10 protein-coding genes are annotated in these 16,967 nt (G+C 59.2%); 3 read left to right on the top strand and 7 right to left on the bottom strand.

Going from position 1 to position 16,967, the window contains the following annotated elements:
- Positions 1–41 precede the first annotated feature (41 nt).
- The 4 genes from mapR to JFU37_RS17375 all read right to left on the bottom strand — a co-directional run bounded on the left by mapR (position 42) and on the right by JFU37_RS17375 (position 3,870).
- Positions 42–1,451 carry a GntR family transcriptional regulator MpaR gene (mapR, locus tag JFU37_RS17390; protein WP_201116738.1) on the bottom strand — a complete coding sequence of 470 codons (1,410 nt, stop codon included), beginning with the start codon at positions 1,449–1,451 and terminating at the stop codon, positions 42–44.
- A gap of 148 nt (positions 1,452–1,599) precedes the next feature.
- Complete coding sequence (ccoG, locus tag JFU37_RS17385) at positions 1,600–3,030, bottom strand: cytochrome c oxidase accessory protein CcoG (protein WP_201116737.1); 1,431 nt, start codon at positions 3,028–3,030, stop codon at positions 1,600–1,602.
- A 195-nt stretch (positions 3,031–3,225) separates the two neighbouring features.
- Positions 3,226–3,459, bottom strand: coding sequence for a DUF3203 family protein (locus tag JFU37_RS17380; protein WP_201116734.1), 234 nt, complete (start codon positions 3,457–3,459; stop codon positions 3,226–3,228).
- 246 nt (positions 3,460–3,705) lie between these two features.
- Positions 3,706–3,870, bottom strand: a complete 165-nt coding sequence (locus JFU37_RS17375; protein ID WP_201116731.1) for a hypothetical protein — start codon at positions 3,868–3,870, stop codon at positions 3,706–3,708.
- Positions 3,871–4,068: 198 nt separating this feature from the next.
- Here JFU37_RS17375 and JFU37_RS17370 point away from each other — a divergent pair, with 198 nt between their 5' ends.
- The 3 genes from JFU37_RS17370 (at position 4,069) to glgB (ending at position 11,816) form a co-directional block, all read left to right on the top strand.
- Entirely contained in the window at positions 4,069–6,063 is a 1,995-nt protein-coding gene (locus JFU37_RS17370; RefSeq protein ID WP_201116729.1) for an alpha-1,4-glucan--maltose-1-phosphate maltosyltransferase, read from the top strand.
- A 177-nt stretch (positions 6,064–6,240) separates the two neighbouring features.
- On the top strand, positions 6,241–9,582 hold the full coding sequence (treS, locus tag JFU37_RS17365) for a maltose alpha-D-glucosyltransferase (RefSeq protein ID WP_201116727.1): 3,342 nt from the start codon (positions 6,241–6,243) through the stop codon (positions 9,580–9,582).
- Between the two features lie 2 nt (positions 9,583–9,584).
- Positions 9,585–11,816: a 1,4-alpha-glucan branching protein GlgB gene (gene glgB / locus JFU37_RS17360; RefSeq protein WP_201116721.1), complete on the top strand. Its 2,232-nt coding sequence runs from the start codon at positions 9,585–9,587 to the stop codon at positions 11,814–11,816.
- Positions 11,817–11,950: 134 nt separating this feature from the next.
- Here glgB and JFU37_RS17355 read toward each other — a convergent pair whose 3' ends face one another.
- The 3 genes from JFU37_RS17355 to JFU37_RS17345 all read right to left on the bottom strand — a co-directional run bounded on the left by JFU37_RS17355 (position 11,951) and on the right by JFU37_RS17345 (position 16,810).
- Positions 11,951–13,018 (bottom strand): autotransporter domain-containing protein, encoded by a 1,068-nt coding sequence (locus JFU37_RS17355; protein WP_201116720.1) that lies wholly within the window; start codon positions 13,016–13,018, stop codon positions 11,951–11,953.
- Positions 13,019–13,340: 322 nt separating this feature from the next.
- Positions 13,341–15,911: an autotransporter family protein gene (locus JFU37_RS17350; protein WP_201116719.1), complete on the bottom strand. Its 2,571-nt coding sequence runs from the start codon at positions 15,909–15,911 to the stop codon at positions 13,341–13,343.
- A 98-nt stretch (positions 15,912–16,009) separates the two neighbouring features.
- Entirely contained in the window at positions 16,010–16,810 is an 801-nt protein-coding gene (locus JFU37_RS17345) for an endonuclease/exonuclease/phosphatase family protein (protein WP_201116718.1), read from the bottom strand.
- Between the last annotated feature and the right edge of the window lie 157 nt (positions 16,811–16,967).

Below are 16,967 nucleotides of genomic sequence, written 5' to 3'. Positions count from 1 at the left end.
GGGCTTGCTCGCGAAGGCGCCAGTCGGAACGCCACAAAATTTCAGAACGACCGCACAATCCTGCCCAACGTCTCCATCGCCTTCTCCGCAGCCTCATCCCACGGACTGCCATAATTCAACCGAATACAATTCCTGAAGCGCTGCGTCGGTGAAAAAATCGGCCCCGGCGCGATGCTGATCCCCTGCGCCAATGCCATCTGGAACAACTTCAACGAATCCATCTGTGGCGGCAACTCCAGCCACAAAAAATAGCCGCCGGCCGGCTGACTCACGCGCGTCTGCGCCGGAAAGTAGCGGGCGATGGCCGCGAGCATCGCGCTTTGCTGTTCTTCCAGTGCGTAACGCAATTTACGCAGATGCCGATCATAGCCGCCGTGCTGCAAGTAATCCGCAATGGCGGCCTGGGCCGGCATCGAGGCGCAGAGCGAGGTCATGAGTTTCAGGCGTTCGATCTTCTGCGCGTAGCGACCGGCAGCGACCCAGCCGATGCGGTAACCGGGCGCGAGGCTTTTGGCGAAGGAACCGCAATGCATCACCAGCCCTTCGGTGTCGAAGGCTTTCGCCGGTTTCGGTGCGTGTTGGCCGTAATAGAGTTCGGCGTAGACGTCGTCTTCGATCAGCGGCACTTGATGGCTGCGTAGCAGCGCCACCAGTGCCTGTTTCTTCGACTCGGGCATGGTCGCGCCCATGGGGTTCTGGAAACTGGTCATGCACCAGCACGCCTTGATCGGGTGGCGTTCGAGGGTCTGGGCGAGCACGCCGAGGTCAATGCCGTCACGCGGGTGCACGGGGATTTCCACGGCTTTGAGTTTCAGCCGTTCCAGTATTTGCAGGCAGGCGTAGAACGCCGGGGCTTCGATCGCCACCAGGTCGCCGGGCTCGGTGACCGCTTGCAGGCACAGGTTCAGGGCTTCGAGGGCGCCGTTGGTAATCAGCAGCTCTTCCATGGGCAGCATCAGGCCACCGACCATGTAGCGCAGGGCGATTTGCCGACGCAGTTGCGGGTTGCCCGGCGACATGTCGGTGACAACCATGCGCGGGTCCATCTCCCGGGAAGCGCTCGCCAACGATCGTGACAGCCGCTGCAAGGGAAACAGGGTTGGGCTGGGGAACGCTGAGCCGAAGGGGACCGTGTTCGGGTCCTTGATGGAGTCGAGCACCGAGAACACCAGTTCGCTGACGTCGACTTCGGTGGATTCGTTGACCTGGCTGCTGATCACCGGCTCTGAAAACGGGCTCGGCGCATGAGCGTTGACGAAGTAGCCGGAACGCGGCCGGGCGCGGATCAGCCCGCGACGCTCGAGCAGGTAATAGGCCTGGAACACCGTGGACGGGCTGACCCCGTAGGTCTGGCTGGCGTAGCGCACCGAAGGCACGCGCTGGCCAGGGCCGAGGACACCGGAGCGGATCAGTTCAGCGATGTCGTCGGCGAATTTTTCGTAGCGTTTCATCTGGGGTCCGGATTGGTGTCATTTATTGAAAAATGGCTGCAACTGACATTGCCAAGATCGCAGCCTGCGGCAGCTCCTACAGAGGCACGTCGATCCAATGTAGGAGCTGCCGCAGGCTGCGATCTTTTAGGCTCTGCATCTTAAAGGCTCAACGATTCATCGGCGCCACAAACCGGCTTTTGGCCACGCTATAAATGCCCGGCTCATCACTGTCGACAATCCTGAAGCTGATCGTCTGCGAACTACTGCTCGGCCGCTCCGTCGTCATCGCCACCGACACCGGCACATCCACAATTTCACCGGGTGCCAGACTCAGTTCAGTCTTGCCTTGCAGTTGGAAGCCGTCGCCATCGACCAGGCTCAGACGGTAATCCTGACGTTGCTGGGTTTTGTTGATGACCTTCAGGCTGTAGATGTTTTCGATCTGTCCCTGACTGTTCTCGCGGAACAGCCCCCGGTCCTTGCTCACATCCAGCGACACCATCGGCCGTTCCACCAACGCCAAGGCAAGCGCCCCGATCATCAGCACCAGCATGGCGGTGTAGCCGATCAGTCGTGGGCGCAGCAGGTGAGTCTTGCCACCCTGCAACTCATGCTCCGAGGTATAGCTGATCAGCCCTCGGGCATAGCCCATTTTGTCCATGATCGAATCACAGGCATCAATGCACGCCGCACACCCGATGCACTCCATCTGCAAACCGTCGCGGATGTCGATGCCGGTCGGGCAGACCTGCACGCAGAGCTGACAGTCGATGCAATCGCCGAGGCCGGCTTCGGCAGGCTTCACCTCACGTTTACGCGGACCACGGTTTTCGCCGCGGGCGACGTCGTAGGAAATGGTCAGGGTGTCTTTGTCGAACATCACGCTCTGGAACCGTGCATACGGACACATGTGCATGCACACCGCTTCACGCAGCCAGCCAGCATTGATGTAAGTCGCGCCGGTGAAGAACAGCACCCAGAACAGGCTGACACCGCTCATTTGCAGGGTCAGCAGCTCTTCGGTCAGCGGCCTGATCGGGGTGAAGTAACCGACGAAGGTCAGGCCAGTCAGCAAGCTGATGGCCAGCCACAGCGTGTGCTTGGCCGAGCGGCGCATCAATTTGTTCAGACCCCAGGGCGCCGCTTGCAGCTTGATGCGCTGGTTGCGCTCGCCCTCGGTGATTTTCTCGCACCACATAAAGATCCAGGTCCAGGAACTCTGCGGGCAGGTGTAACCGCACCAGACTCTGCCGGCAAACACGGTGATCGCAAACAGGCCAAACGCAGCAATGATCAACAGCGCTGACAGCAGAATGAAATCCTGCGGCCAGAAGGTCGCGCCGAAGATGTGGAATTTGCTTTCGGAAAGGTCCCAGAGCACGGCCTGGCGACCGCCCCAGTTCAACCACACCGTGCCGAAGAACAGCAAAAACAGAAACCCCGCGCCGCTCATGCGCAAGGTACGGAACAGACCGGTGAAACTGCGGGTGTGGATCAGGTTGTCGCTGGACTTGGCCTTTATCTTGGGGCGCGAAGGCTCATAGCTCTGTACTAAAGGGGGGCTTTCTACGGTTCGGACGGGGATTCTATCGCTCATGGTCTTTCGCTCATCAGCCTCCATCAGGCGAGAGCACTATGAGCGCCGATCTGTTTGCATAACAGACTCAGGTATTGCAATAAAAAGCGGATCAGATGAGCGCTAATCCGCTGCCTGCGACAAGTTGATGCACCTGCCACAACGGGACGCGGGTGCCTATGTCAGGCATCCGCGAGCATTATTGATCCGGGTCAGTCAAATCACCGAATCACTGTCCGTGGCCTTCAAATGCTTACGACCGTCGACGGCGCCTGCTACGGTCAATGCGTCGGCTTCTGCTTCGGTAATGTAAAAGCGCTGACCGTCGATCTCCACCGCGGACATGGCTTTTTCCGAGTCGGTGATGATGGTCACGTCGGGGCACAGGCGAATTTCTTCGCCGTTCTCGGTGATGAAAAAGCAGGCCTGGTTTTCGATGCGCACGGTCATGGAGATTTCCTTTTTGTGCGGGTTCTATAGGGTTAGGGCGCATCCGCCGGACATCGTTCGGTGCAACCGATTAATGGTCGGCGCGGTCCATCCTCCAGCAACCTTTCACGGACAGCATCCCCTGTAGGAGCTGCCGAAGGCTGCGATCTTTTGATCTTTACGATCCACGAAGCACCGAGATCAAGATCAAAAGATCGCAGCCTTCGGCAGCTCCTACATTGAATCTTCACACGGATGGAGCATTGTTTACGGATTCACAATCACCGGCGGCATCGTGCTTGGCGGTTCCTCGCGCGGTGGCGCGGTCGTGCCAGGCGGGTCTTGCTCCGGCACCGGTTGCGGCTCCGTGGGCGGGACGGTGGGTTGATCGATGTTCGGATCCGGTGTTTCGGCCGGGATAGGAATACTCATTGTTGAAGCCTCCGGGTGGCACATGGCGTAAGTCGTGCTTAAGTTGGTTGACCACTGTGCGAAGGAATTGATTCCCTTGGTGGCTTCAGGCAAATCCACGTGAACTTTTACCGTTGCCTGCCGCTCGGAACCTAAGTGAGTTTTTTCACGGAACATCAGACACAAGAGCGTCCATTGGGCGTAAAGGAGAGATGCTCGATGACTGCTGAAAAACCGACAGAGCTGAACTACAACCCTCATATGCCGCTGTCGCAGGCGTTGCTGCTGCCACGTATCGTGATTGAAAACACCCAGCCGATCCTTGATGGTGGGCAGTTTGCCGTGAAAGCCGTGGTCGGTCAGGACGTGGTGGTGACCAGCAAGGTGTTTGCCGATGGTCACGACAAACTGGCGGTGCGCATCCGCTGGCGCGCCGAGGGCGATGAGACCTGGCAGAGCGAGGTCATGAGCGACCTCGGCAATAACGGCTGGCAGGGCCAGTTCCGAGTGGTGCGCCAGGGTCGTTATGTGTTTTGCATTGAGGCCTGGATCGATCAGTTCGCCAGTTTTTGTTATGAGCTGGAAAAAAAGCACGCGGCCCGGGTGCCGGTCAGCCTTGAACTGCAGGAAGGGCGAACACTGGTGCAGCAGGCGGCCGAGCGAGCGGATGGCGCGCTGAGCGAGGATCTGGCGGCGTTGTGCAATGAACTGGCTGGGCTGCTCGAAACCGAGCAGGTTGCGCTGTTTATGCACCCGCGAAGCGCCGAGCTGATGGCCCAGGCCGATCACCGTGCCTACGTGAGTCTCAGTCCCGAGTATCCGCTGGACGTCGAACGGGAACTGGCGCAGTTTGCCAGTTGGTATGAATTGTTTCCGCGTTCGATCACTGACGATGCGGCTCGCCATGGCACCTTCAACGACGTGCATTCGCGGCTGCCGATGATTCAGGACATGGGGTTTGATGTCCTTTATTTCCCGCCGATCCACCCGATTGGTCGCAGCTACCGTAAAGGCCCGAACAACGCCCTCACTGCCGGCCCGGACGATCCGGGCAGTCCGTACGCTATCGGCAGCGAAGAGGGAGGGCATGAAGCGATTCACTCGGAACTGGGGACCCGCGAAGATTTTCGCAAGTTGGTGGCGGCGGCGGCGGACCATGGCCTGGAAATCGCCCTCGATTTCGCGATCCAGTGTTCTCAGGATCACCCGTGGCTCAAGCAGCATCCTGGCTGGTTCAACTGGCGGCCGGACGGCACGATCAAATACGCCGAGAATCCGCCGAAAAAGTATCAGGACATCGTCAACGTCGATTTCTACGCCGTCGAAGCGATCCCCAGCCTTTGGGTCGAATTGCGCGACGTTGTGGTGGGGTGGGTCGAGGAGGGCGTGAAGCTGTTTCGCGTCGACAATCCTCACACCAAACCGCTGCCCTTCTGGCAGTGGCTGATCGCGGATGTGCGGGCGCTGTACCCCGAAGTGATTTTCCTCGCCGAAGCCTTTACCACGCCGGCGATGATGGCGCGGTTGGGTAAGGTCGGTTATTCCCAGAGCTACACCTACTTCACTTGGCGCAACACCAAGTACGAACTGGCGACGTATTTCACCGAACTCAACGAGTCACCGTGGCGCGAATGCTTCCGCCCGAACTTCTTCGTCAACACCCCGGACATCAACCCGGCGTTTTTGCATGAGTCCGGCCGTGCGGGTTTTTTGATCCGCGCAGCGCTCGCGACCATGGGCTCCGGTTTGTGGGGCATGTATTCAGGCTTCGAACTGTGTGAGGCCGCGCCGGTGCCGGGCAAAGAGGAATACCTCAACTCGGAAAAGTATGAAATCCGTCCTCGGGACTTCAACTCGCCAGGCAACATCATTGCCGAGATCGCTCAGCTCAATCGTATTCGCCGGCAGAACCCGGCGCTGCACACGCATTTGGGCTTGAAGGTCTACAACGCGTGGAACGACAACATTCTGTATTTCGGCAAGCGCAGCGCGGACGGCAGCAACTTCATTCTGGTGGCGGTCAGTCTTGATCCGCATAACGTCCAGGAAGCCAATTTCGAATTGCCGCTGTGGGAAATGGGCTTGCCTGACGACGCCAGCACCCAGGGCGAAGACTTGATGAACGGCCACCGCTGGACCTGGCACGGCAAGTACCAGTTCATGCGGATTGACCCGGCCTATCAGCCGTTCGGGATTTGGCGGATTACCGCATAGACGCACGACCTGTAGGAGCGAGCTTGCTCGCGATAAACCTGAGAACGCCTCGGTGTATCAGGCTTGGCGCGTTATCGTTGAAAACTTTCGCGAGCAAGCTCGCTCCTACACGGTAATCATCGCGTTTGAGGCAGGTGATCGGCTCAGAGGCTTTTTCGAATTCAACAGGAGTTTCAAATGGCGAAGAAACCCAAGGCAGCCACCTTCATCAAGGACCCTCTCTGGTACAAGGATGCGGTGATCTACCAGGTTCACGTTAAGTCTTTTTTCGACTCCAACAATGACGGGATCGGCGACTTTCCCGGTCTTATCGCCAAACTCGATTACATTGCCGACCTGGGCGTCAACACCATCTGGCTGTTGCCGTTCTATCCGTCACCACGGCGCGATGATGGTTACGACATCGCCGAATACCGTGGCGTACACGCCGATTACGGGACCATGGCCGATGCCAAGCGCTTCATCGCCGAGGCGCATAAACGCGGCCTGCGGGTGATTACCGAGCTGGTCATCAACCACACCTCGGATCAACACGCCTGGTTCCAGCGTGCGCGCAAAGCCAAAAAAGGCTCGGCGGCGCGGGACTTCTACGTCTGGTCTGATGACGATCAAAAGTACGACGGCACCCGCATCATCTTTCTCGACACCGAAAAGTCCAATTGGACCTGGGACCCGGTGGCCGGCCAATATTTCTGGCACCGGTTCTATTCCCACCAGCCCGACCTGAATTTCGACAACCCGCAAGTCATGAAAGCGGTGTTGTCGGTGATGCGCTACTGGCTCGACATGGGCATCGACGGCCTGCGTCTGGACGCGATTCCTTACTTGATTGAACGCGACGGCACCAACAACGAAAACCTCCCCGAGACCCACGACGTCCTCAAGCAGATTCGTGCCGAAATCGACGCCAACTACCCGGACCGCATGCTCTTGGCGGAGGCCAATCAATGGCCGGAAGACACGCAGTTGTATTTCGGTGACACCGATGCCAAAGGCTTGAATGGCGACGAGTGCCACATGGCGTTCCACTTCCCGTTGATGCCGCGCATGTACATGGCGCTGGCCCAGGAAGATCGCTTCCCGATCACCGACATTTTGCGTCAGACCCCGGAAATCCCTGCCAACTGTCAGTGGGCGATCTTCCTGCGCAACCATGATGAGCTGACCCTGGAAATGGTTACCGACAGGGAACGCGACTACCTGTGGAATTATTACGCGGCCGACCGTCGGGCGCGGATCAACCTGGGGATTCGCCGCCGCCTCGCGCCGTTGATGGAACGCGACCGCCGCCGTGTGGAACTGCTCAACAGCCTGCTGCTGTCGATGCCCGGCACGCCGACCCTGTATTACGGCGATGAAATCGGCATGGGTGACAACATCTATCTGGGCGATCGCGACGGCGTGCGTACGCCGATGCAGTGGTCGATCGACCGTAACGGTGGATTCTCCCGCGCCGACCCGGCGAGCCTGGTGCTGCCACCGATCATGGACCCGCAATACGGTTACCTGTCAGTCAACGTCGAAACCCAGGCCGGCGACCCGCATTCATTGTTGAACTGGAACCGACGCATGCTTGCCGTGCGCAAGCAATCCAAGGCCTTCGGGCGTGGCACGCTGAAAATGCTGTCGCCGAGCAATCGACGGATTCTGGCCTACACCCGGGAATTCACCGGGGCAGACGGCAAGCACGAAATCATCCTGTGCGTGGCCAACGTGTCGCGTAGCGCGCAGGCGGCGGAACTGGATCTGTCGGCTTATGTCGGCATGGTGCCGGTGGAGATGCTTGGCGGTAATGCTTTCCCGCCCATCGGCCAGTTGAATTTCCTCCTGACGCTGGCGCCTTACGGCTTCTATTGGTTTGTGCTGGCCGCGGAAAACCAGATGCCGAGCTGGCACGTCGAACCGGCGCAAAGCCTGCCGGACTTCACCACGCTGGTGTTGAAAAAACGCATGGAAGAACTGCTTGAAGCCCCATCCCGGGGCACACTCGAGCAGGGCATCTTGCCGAGCTGGCTGCAGAACCGCCGCTGGTTCGCTGGCAAGGACGGGGCTATCGAACAGGTCAATATCGCCTACGGCGTGCGTTTCGGCGATCCACTGCACCCGGTGCTGCTGAGTGAAATCGATGTCACCAGCGGCGGCCAGACCAGTCGCTATCAGTTGCCGTTCGGCTTTATTTCCGAAGATCAGGTGGGTGCGGCGTTGCCCCAACAACTGGCGCTGTCGCGGGTCCGACGCGTACGCCAGGTCGGTTTGATCACCGATGCGTTTAGCCTGGAAACGTTTATCAGGTCTGTGCTGCAAGGCATGCAGGCCAACACGGTACTGCCATCCAGCGCGGGCGAGATCCGTTTCGAACCGACTGCTCAATTGGCGAAACTGGGCCTGACGGGCGAGTCCGAAGTGCGTTATCTGTCCGCCGAGCAGTCCAACAGTTCGGTGGTGATCGGCAACAGCCTGGTGCTGAAACTGATCCGTAAACTGGCCACGGGCGTCCACCCGGAACTGGAGATGAGCGCGTATTTGACCCATGCCGGTTACCGCAATATTTCGCCGTTGCTGGGGTCGGTGGCTCGCCACGATACGGCGGGTGAGGGCACGCTGTTGATGATCGCCCAAGGCTATTTGAGCAATCAGGGCGACGCGTGGGAGTGGACGCAAAACAACCTCGAACGGGCGTTGCGCGACGAACTGGCCGACGCCGTGTCGGAACAGGAACAGCACTACAATGCGCTTGGCGAGCTGAAGGACTTCGCCAGCATGCTTGGCCTGCGCCTCGGTGAAATGCATCAAGTGCTGGCGGCCCCCACCGACAATCCGGACTTCGCCCCGCAAGTGTCCACGCAAAAAGACGCACTGGCCTCGGCCAAGGACGTCGCTGCGCAACTGGAACATGCACTGAAGTTGCTCAAGCAGCACCAAAATGAACTGAACCCGGCAGACAAAGCCCTGGTCAGTCGTTTACTGGACAACAAAAAAGCCATCCTCAGTCATGTGCAGGATCTGGGCAAAAAAACGACCGGTGGATTGCGCATTCGCGTCCATGGTGACCTGCACCTGGGGCAAGTGCTGGTGATCAAGGGCGATGCGTACCTGATCGACTTTGAAGGCGAACCGGCACGGCCGTTGCACGCGCGAAGAGGCAAGCACAGTCCGTATAAAGACGTGAGCGGGGTGTTGCGCTCCTTCGACTACGCGGCGGCGATGACGATCAATGTGCAGAACGTCGATAACACCGCCGATGCGCAGGCCGCTCGTCAGCACGTCGCTGACCGCTATTTAATTGAGGCGAGACAAGCATTTATCGACGCTTATCGGCTGGCGGCAGCTAGTCTTGCTCATGCATGGCAAGATCCTGAAGGCGATGACGCCGCGCTGGCGTTGTTCAGTCTGGAAAAGGCAGCGTATGAGGTGGCGTATGAGGCGGAAAATCGCCCCACGTGGCTGCCTGTGCCGTTGCATGGTTTGTTTGGATTATTGAGTGGGCTAAAACCCTTTTCCGATCTTGGTGGAGAGTAGTCATGAGTTTCTCGAACAAGGAACAGGGGCACGCTAAAGAGGCGTTGCTGCCCAGATCGCGGGACATCGACGCGTTGGTACGCGCTGAACATCACGACCCCTTTGCAATTCTCGGTCCCCACGGCGATGGCGGTGGCGGTCAATTCATTCGGGCTTATCTGCCCGACGCGTTGAGCGTGCAGGTGGTAGCCAGGGACTCCGGGGAAGAACTCGGTCATCTTGAGGCCACCCAGACGCCGGGTTTGTTCGTCGGGCATTTCGAGCGGGCGCAGCCGTACCTGCTTCGAACTCGTTGGGCCGGCGGCGAGCAATTCTCCGAAGACCCTTACAGCTTTGGCCCGTTGCTTGGCGAAATGGATTTGTACCTGTTCGCCGAAGGTAATCACAGGGACCTCAGCGCTTGCCTCGGTGCGCAGCTGATGACTGTCGATGGCGTGGAAGGTGTGCGGTTCGCCGTGTGGGCACCAAACGCCAAAAGGGTGTCGGTGGTCGGAGACTTCAACAACTGGGACGGCCGTCGCCACCCAATGCGCCTGCGTCATCCTACTGGCGTGTGGGAAGTATTCATTCCGCGGATGCAGCCAGGGGAGGCGTACAAATACGAAATCCTTGGGACCCACGGCATTCTGCCGCTCAAGGCCGACCCGATGGCCTTAGCCACCTCGCTGCCACCCGACACGGCGTCAAAAGTCGCTTCACCCTTGCAGATCGACTGGCAGGATCAGGCGTGGATGCAATCCCGTGGCGATCGTCAGCATTCAAATGCGCCGCTATCGATCTACGAGCTGCATGCCGGCTCCTGGCAGTGTGAGCTGGATGACCTGGGCGAAGTCGCCCGTCAGTACACCTGGCATGAATTGGGCGAAAGACTGATTCCCTATGTGAAGGAATTGGGGTTCACCCATATCGAGCTGATGCCGATCATGGAACACCCGTTCGGTGGTTCCTGGGGTTATCAGTTGCTCTCGCAATTCGCCCCGAGTGCCCGTTACGGGTCGCCAGATGAGTTCGCAGCCTTCGTCAACGCCTGCCACCAGGCCGAAATCGGCGTGATCCTCGACTGGGTGCCCGCGCATTTTCCGACCGACACCCACGGCCTGGCGCAATTCGACGGCACCGCGCTGTACGAATACGGCAACCCGATGGAAGGTTTTCACCAGGATTGGGACACGCTGATCTACAACCTGGGACGGACCGAAGTGCATGGCTACATGCTGGCCTCGGCGTTGCACTGGCTCAAACATTTCCACGTCGACGGCCTGCGTGTCGACGCCGTTGCCTCGATGCTCTATCGCGACTATTCACGCAAGGCGGGCGAATGGGTGCCCAATCGTCATGGCGGCCGGGAAAACCTCGAAGCCATCGACTTCCTGCGCCATCTCAATGATGTGGTCGACCTCGAAGCCCCCGGTGCACTGGTGATTGCCGAAGAATCAACGGCGTGGCCGGGTGTCAGTCAGGGCACGCAACAGGGTGGACTGGGCTTTGACTACAAGTGGAACATGGGCTGGATGCACGATTCGCTGCACTACATTCAGCAGGACCCGGTGTACCGCGCTCATCACCACAATGAGCTGAGTTTCGGCCTGGTGTATGCCTGGTCCGAGCGGTTCATCCTGCCGATCTCCCACGATGAAGTGGTGCACGGCAAACATTCGTTGATCGACAAGATGCCTGGCGACCGCTGGCAGAAATTCGCCAACCTGCGGGCCTACCTGAGTTTCATGTGGGCGCATCCGGGCAAGAAGCTGTTGTTCATGGGGTGCGAGTTCGGCCAGTGGCGCGAGTGGAATCACGATCAGCAACTGGACTGGTACTTGCTCCAGTACCCCGAACACCAGGGGGTGCAGAAACTGGTCGGCGATCTGAATCGACTCTATCGCGAAGAGCCTGCACTGCACGAACAGGACGACGCACCTCAAGGCTTCCAGTGGTTGATTGGCGACGATGCGATCAACAGTGTTTACGCCTTCCTGCGCTGGAGCAAAGAGGGGCGACCGGTGTTGGTGGTGGCCAACTTTACGCCGGTGCCGCGTGAGGCCTACCGCATTGGTGTGCCGTTTGCCGGGCGCTGGACGGAAGTGGTCAACAGCGATGCCGCGATGTATGCCGGCTCCAATTACGGCAACAGCGGCGGGGCGCATACCGAGGAAGAGCCGAGCCATGGGCAGGCGCTGTCGTTGGTGCTGAATTTGCCGCCGTTGGCGGTGTTGATGTTGCGTCCAGAGGGTTGATCTAGAACCGAGTCGCCCCCTTCGCGAGCAAGCCCGCTCCCACATTGGATTTATGTCGTGCACAAAACCAATGTGGGAGCGGGCTTGCTCGCGAAGGCGCCAGCTGCAACAACACAGCTCTTGAAATTCGACCCTCACCACCGCATCCGCACACCCAAGCTCCCGATCAACCCGTTCAAATCACCGGCAGTCACATCGCTGCTGTAATCAGCACTGACGAACACACTCATTGTCGGCGTCACTCTGGCCACCAACCCCAATCCCAACTCGACCGTCGATGAATTGCGGCTGCTGCTGATCTTGTCGACCTGATCAAGGGATACGGTGCTGCCAGTGTGCACCGTGTGCCACAAGTTGGTACGCACATACGGTTCGACGGGCATGCCGTCAATGTCGTAACTACCTGTCAACCGGGCACCGACCCGACTGGTCCAAGAGGTCAAGTCAGTCGAAGACGCATTGCCCGAGCCCGCATACGGGGCATCCAGGGTAATGCGCTGATTGATCAATTGCGCCTGGGGCTCGAACACCCAGTTATCGCTCAGGCCAATCGGGACACCGCCCTCCACCGAGAGGATCATCGCTGTGCCCTCGGTGGCTTGCCGAGCGCCTTGCTCATTGCGGCTGTAGCCATTGACCCGGCCGCCACTGGCTGTCAAGTCGATGTGCCAGCCCTCAGAACCGGTCAGGCTCCAGTACGCGCCGAGGCTCTGGCCTTGAAGGTTGAGGGTGTTGCTGTTCGGATCGGCCAGGGTGGGGCTGGTCAGTAAACCGTTGCCGTTGCTCTGGAGCTGAGTGGTGCCGCCGACCAGGCCGACCCGTTGGGTTTGGCCGCTGCTGCCTTGCAAGGTCAGAATGGCCGGGCCTTTTAATTCGCCGCCGCCAGCGAGAGAAGAGCTTTGGTTCTGGTAATTGGTTTGTGCCTGCCGCGAAGCCTGCCCATAGAGTTGGTCCCACGCCAAGGGCGCGGCGTCCTCGGTCGTCAGGTGTGAACTTCGCAAATCTGGCGCGGCGCTGAAGTGGCCGGGATACGTTGTCGCGGGAGCGGTCAAGGTGAGGGCCGGGACATCCTGGCGATACCAAGGTGTTGTATCTGCCTCGGGAGGTGAGGCCTGCACCTCCATCGATGAACACAACAGGAGTGAACTCGAGACAGTGCAAAAAGTAACTTTGATCTCTTGTTGGGTGAATGAAGTTCTCATGGGGGTCTACCTTGCAATCGCATCCCGTATCTCGCTCTGGCGTCTCTCCTACCCCGAATGAGGGGCGACCGAATGAATTGGGGCAAGCCTTTGACCGCCCGTTTTTGCGGGTGTCTGGGGCTTGCCCCTGGTGGTTTTTCCGGGGGTAGTACGGTGTAGCTAAGAAGACCCGAGGCACTGCGTCAAGAAAATGGCCGATAAATGGTAGTGCTATTTTAGCGATTGCAAGTGATTGATTATTGGCGTCTCTCTAAGTGACTGTTTGTACGAAAAAACGTCAAAATACCCCCGTCCTAGACACTGTTGGTAGCAAGCTATCGGCTTACCAACTGACCCTTACGCCGACATTGGCAAAGGTTCCGCGCAGCTGATTACTGTCGATATTGTGACTGTAGTCGGTGCTGGCATACACACTGACGGTCGATGCCAGGCTGAGTACGACCCCAATGCCTAGATCGGCCGAAGACGCCTTTTGTTCGGTCTCGATTTGATCTGCACCGTCAAACGTCACGGTGTCGCTACCGGAAAAGGTGTGCCACAGGTTGGCGCGCAGGAAAGGTTCGAGCGGTCGGCCACTGACTTCGTAGCGTCCCTTGAGTCGCGCGCCCAGGCGGCCGGTCCAGGCACCGTCGGAGTCGAACGACACGCGGGAAATGCCGTCATCCTCACTGTCCAGCGCGACTTTCTGGTGGATAATTTGCGCCTGGGGTTCGACCACCCAATTGGCCGCCACTGTGTACGGGTAACCGGTCTCGGCCGAGACAGTCAGGGCATGGCCACGCGTGTCGAGCTTGAGTCCTCGCTCGGAATGGCTATTGCCATCCAGTCGAGTGCCCATGACGACCGTATCGACGTACCAGCCCTTAGGGTCGATCAGCGTCCAATACAAGCCGACACTGTCGCCTTGCAGTTCTACCTCGCCAGCACGCTGGCCTTCGAACCCTTGGTTGAAACCGTCGACATCGCCCTGCAACCGGGTATGGCCGACGAAGAAACCGGTGCGTTGGGTTTGCCCGGTTGAGGTTGTCGAACCGTACAGGTCGTTGCCGACTTGAAACCCGTTGAGTGAGCCGTTGAGTCGTGGCGTCACGGTACCGGCCCAGGTCTGGTCGAGATTTTTGCCATAGGCCCGGCCCCAACCCGCGCCAAAGGCTCCGGTTTCGCTGAGCAGGCGCTGATCGCCCTGGCGATCGTGGAAGGTGCCAAGCGCGGTCAACGTCAGCACCGCAGCAGCGGGTGGCAATACCGACCAGGTGGGCACTTCGGGACGGTAAAGCGGGATCGGTGCGGCGCCGGGCACTGCGGCGGGAAGTGGTGGCAGCGGAGGGCTTCCCGCGGGAGCGTCAGCGGCGACGGGTGTCGCCACCACCGCCACGGTGATCGGCGGCAGGCTCGGGTCAGGATTGGGCTGGGTCGTGACCGCCGGAGCGATGACGGCCGAGCGCAGGTACCAGCTGTTTTCAGTCCCTGCGATGACACCGCCCTTGAACAGGCGGTAATCGAAGGCGCCGGCCGAAAGGGTGCCGCCATTAAGCGCGAAAGCACCGTTGCTGCTGGTTGCCGTGCCTTGGGCCTGCACCAGCTGGATACCGTTTTGCTGCGTCAATGCGCCAACGCCGCCAAGGTTGGTCACGGTAATCAGGGTATTGCCGGTCAAGGTCCCATTGTTGACCACCAGTTTGTCGCTGGCGGCGCTGTCGTCGCCGACGACACTTTGCAACAACAGTCGGCCGCCATTGCCGGCGTAATTGCCCTGCACTGTCAACGTGTCGTTGGTGCGGGTATTGCCGCTGCTCAGGTCGATCACCCCGGCGTTGGTCAACGTAGCGCGCTGGCCGGCGGTGAATGGCGTGATGCTGCCCTGGGTGGATGCCAGTGTGCTGCTGGGGTCGATGTTGAATGTGCCGGTGCCGCTGGCGGAATCACCCAGGACAAAATTGCCGGCGAGATCGAACCGTGAACTGTTGTTCAGGTTGACCGTTTCCCAGTTGCTGTAACGGGCCGCGCCCGCGGACGTGGTGTGATCGAAGGTCAGCAGATCGTTGCCGGTGCCGCCGTCGATGCTCGGGGTCAGTGCGAGGGTGGTTTCGCCCAGGTTGCGCAGGGTCGCGCGGTCATTGCCGTCACCCATCAGGATGGCCGAATGAATAAGGCCGCCGCCACTCCAGAGCAATGTGTCATTCCCTGCACTGGCGCGAATTTCGCCGGCGATTTCACCACCGGTCACCGTGATGTTGTCGTCGCCGCCGCTGACACTGATGTTGCCGCCGATAAAGCCTCCGGAAATGATGATGGTGTCTTTGCCGAAACCGGTCACCAGATTACCCAGGATCTGTCCGCCGGACATGTCGAAGGTGTTGTCGTCGAGTTTCATATTGACTCGCCCGATAGTGCCTCCGGTCATTGTCGCGAAGTCACCGTCCTCGAAGGCGTCGACAATCGTGCCGCCGGTCATCAGGAATTTGTCCAGGCCATCGCCTTGAAAAAGCGCCTGAATTCGCCCGCCGTTCATGATGAAGGTGTCTATTCCAGAGCCCTGGTGAACTTCGCCGGTAATCTGGCCGTTGTCGATTTGCAGGACATTGGCCCCGTCACCCTGATTCAGCACGCCAACGATGGCGCCTGAACGCATCACCACCTGATCGGCACCAGCGCCGAAGGTCACGTTGCCATTGACGGTGCCGGTGCCATTGGCGGGGAAGCTCAGGGTGTTATTACCCGACAGGTCTGTCAGGGGGCCGCTGCTGGCGCTATCACATACGTAGATGTCATTTCCGCCAGTGGGTGTGAGCGTGCAGCTTGCGTGTGAGGTTTGCGGCCAGCCAAGGCACAGAAAAATGGAAACAGCACAGGCTCGGTAATGGTGCTTGGGTAGTTCTGTTGAGAGGCTCATGCTCGCTCCGCCAGGGAAACCGTCAACAACAAGCTATCAACAGTTTACGAGCCTATCTACTGTCAGAAGTAACAGGTGTGCCTGTTAAATCGACAGATTCAAAGGTGGACTTCCACCGCCAGCGGCAAGTGATCCGACAGGTGCGTCCATGGCCTGGTGCCCAGTATGCGGGGCTCGTGACTACTGGCATTGCGCAGGTAGATCCGGTCCAGGCGCAGCAGGGGAAACCTTGCGGGGTAAGTCTTCGCGGGACGACCGTGATGACGTTCGAAGGCCTCGTGAAGGTCGTCACGGCGGGCGAGGGCGGCGTTACCCTGGAGCTGCCAGTCGTTGAAGTCGCCGGCAATAATCACGGGGGCTTCGTCGGGCAGTGATTCGAGCAGTTGGCAGAGCAGCTGCAGCTGCAACTGGCGATGGCTTTCGAGCAAACTCAGATGAACGCAGATCGCATGGACCTCGGCGTGGCCCGGTACGTCCAACACACAATGCAGCAGGCCGCGACGTTCGGGGCCGGTGATCGACACGTCGAGGTTGCGGTATTCGCGGATCGGGTATTTTGACAGCAGGGCGTTGCCGTGGTGACCGTTGGGGTAAACGGCGTTGCGGCCGTAAGCAAAATCGCTCCACATGCTGTCGGCGAGAAATTCGTATTGCGAGGTTTGCGGCCAATCATCGTAGCGGGACGAATGGCGGTCGTGTTCGCCGACCACTTCCTGGAGAAACACCAGGTCTGCCGAGGTACTGCGTACCGCTTCACGCAGTTCGGGGAGAATGAAACGCCGGTTGAGGGCGGTAAAACCCTTATGCGTGTTGACGGTCAGCACTCTCAGCCGATGAATCGCCGGTGGCGTGTTCAACGGCGTTGATTCGACGGCCCGTTGTTTGGAATCAATGGTCACGTTTACTCCTTTGAATCAGCGCTGCCTAAGTATGCGACTGATACGGGAGCGAGCAGTTCAGCGCGATTCGTCGTGACCCTAAAAGATCGCAGCCTTCGGCAGCTCCTACAGGTGTACGCCATTCAACTGTAGGAGCTGCCGAAGGCTGTGATCTTTT

Origin of the sequence: Pseudomonas sp. TH41, assembly GCF_016650695.1 — a bacterium.
In the GTDB taxonomy this organism is placed as follows: Bacteria; Pseudomonadota; Gammaproteobacteria; order Pseudomonadales; family Pseudomonadaceae; genus Aquipseudomonas.
The sequence above is the reverse complement of the archived record's forward strand: the minus strand, read 5'-3'. Positions and strand labels throughout refer to the sequence as shown.

Excerpts from the sequence above, each read along its gene's own strand:
- mapR (WP_201116738.1), bottom strand. The coding sequence starts at position 1,451 with ATGAAACGCTACGAAAAATTCGCCGACGACATCGCTGAACTGATCCGC.
- ccoG (WP_201116737.1), bottom strand. The coding sequence starts at position 3,030 with ATGAGCGATAGAATCCCCGTCCGAACCGTAGAAAGCCCCCCTTTAGTA.
- JFU37_RS17380 (WP_201116734.1), bottom strand. The coding sequence starts at position 3,459 with ATGACCGTGCGCATCGAAAACCAGGCCTGCTTTTTCATCACCGAGAAC.
- JFU37_RS17375 (WP_201116731.1), bottom strand. The coding sequence starts at position 3,870 with ATGAGTATTCCTATCCCGGCCGAAACACCGGATCCGAACATCGATCAA.
- JFU37_RS17370 (WP_201116729.1), top strand. The coding sequence starts at position 4,069 with ATGACTGCTGAAAAACCGACAGAGCTGAACTACAACCCTCATATGCCG.
- treS (WP_201116727.1), top strand. The coding sequence starts at position 6,241 with ATGGCGAAGAAACCCAAGGCAGCCACCTTCATCAAGGACCCTCTCTGG.
- glgB (WP_201116721.1), top strand. The coding sequence starts at position 9,585 with ATGAGTTTCTCGAACAAGGAACAGGGGCACGCTAAAGAGGCGTTGCTG.
- JFU37_RS17355 (WP_201116720.1), bottom strand. The coding sequence starts at position 13,018 with ATGAGAACTTCATTCACCCAACAAGAGATCAAAGTTACTTTTTGCACT.
- JFU37_RS17350 (WP_201116719.1), bottom strand. The coding sequence starts at position 15,911 with ATGAGCCTCTCAACAGAACTACCCAAGCACCATTACCGAGCCTGTGCT.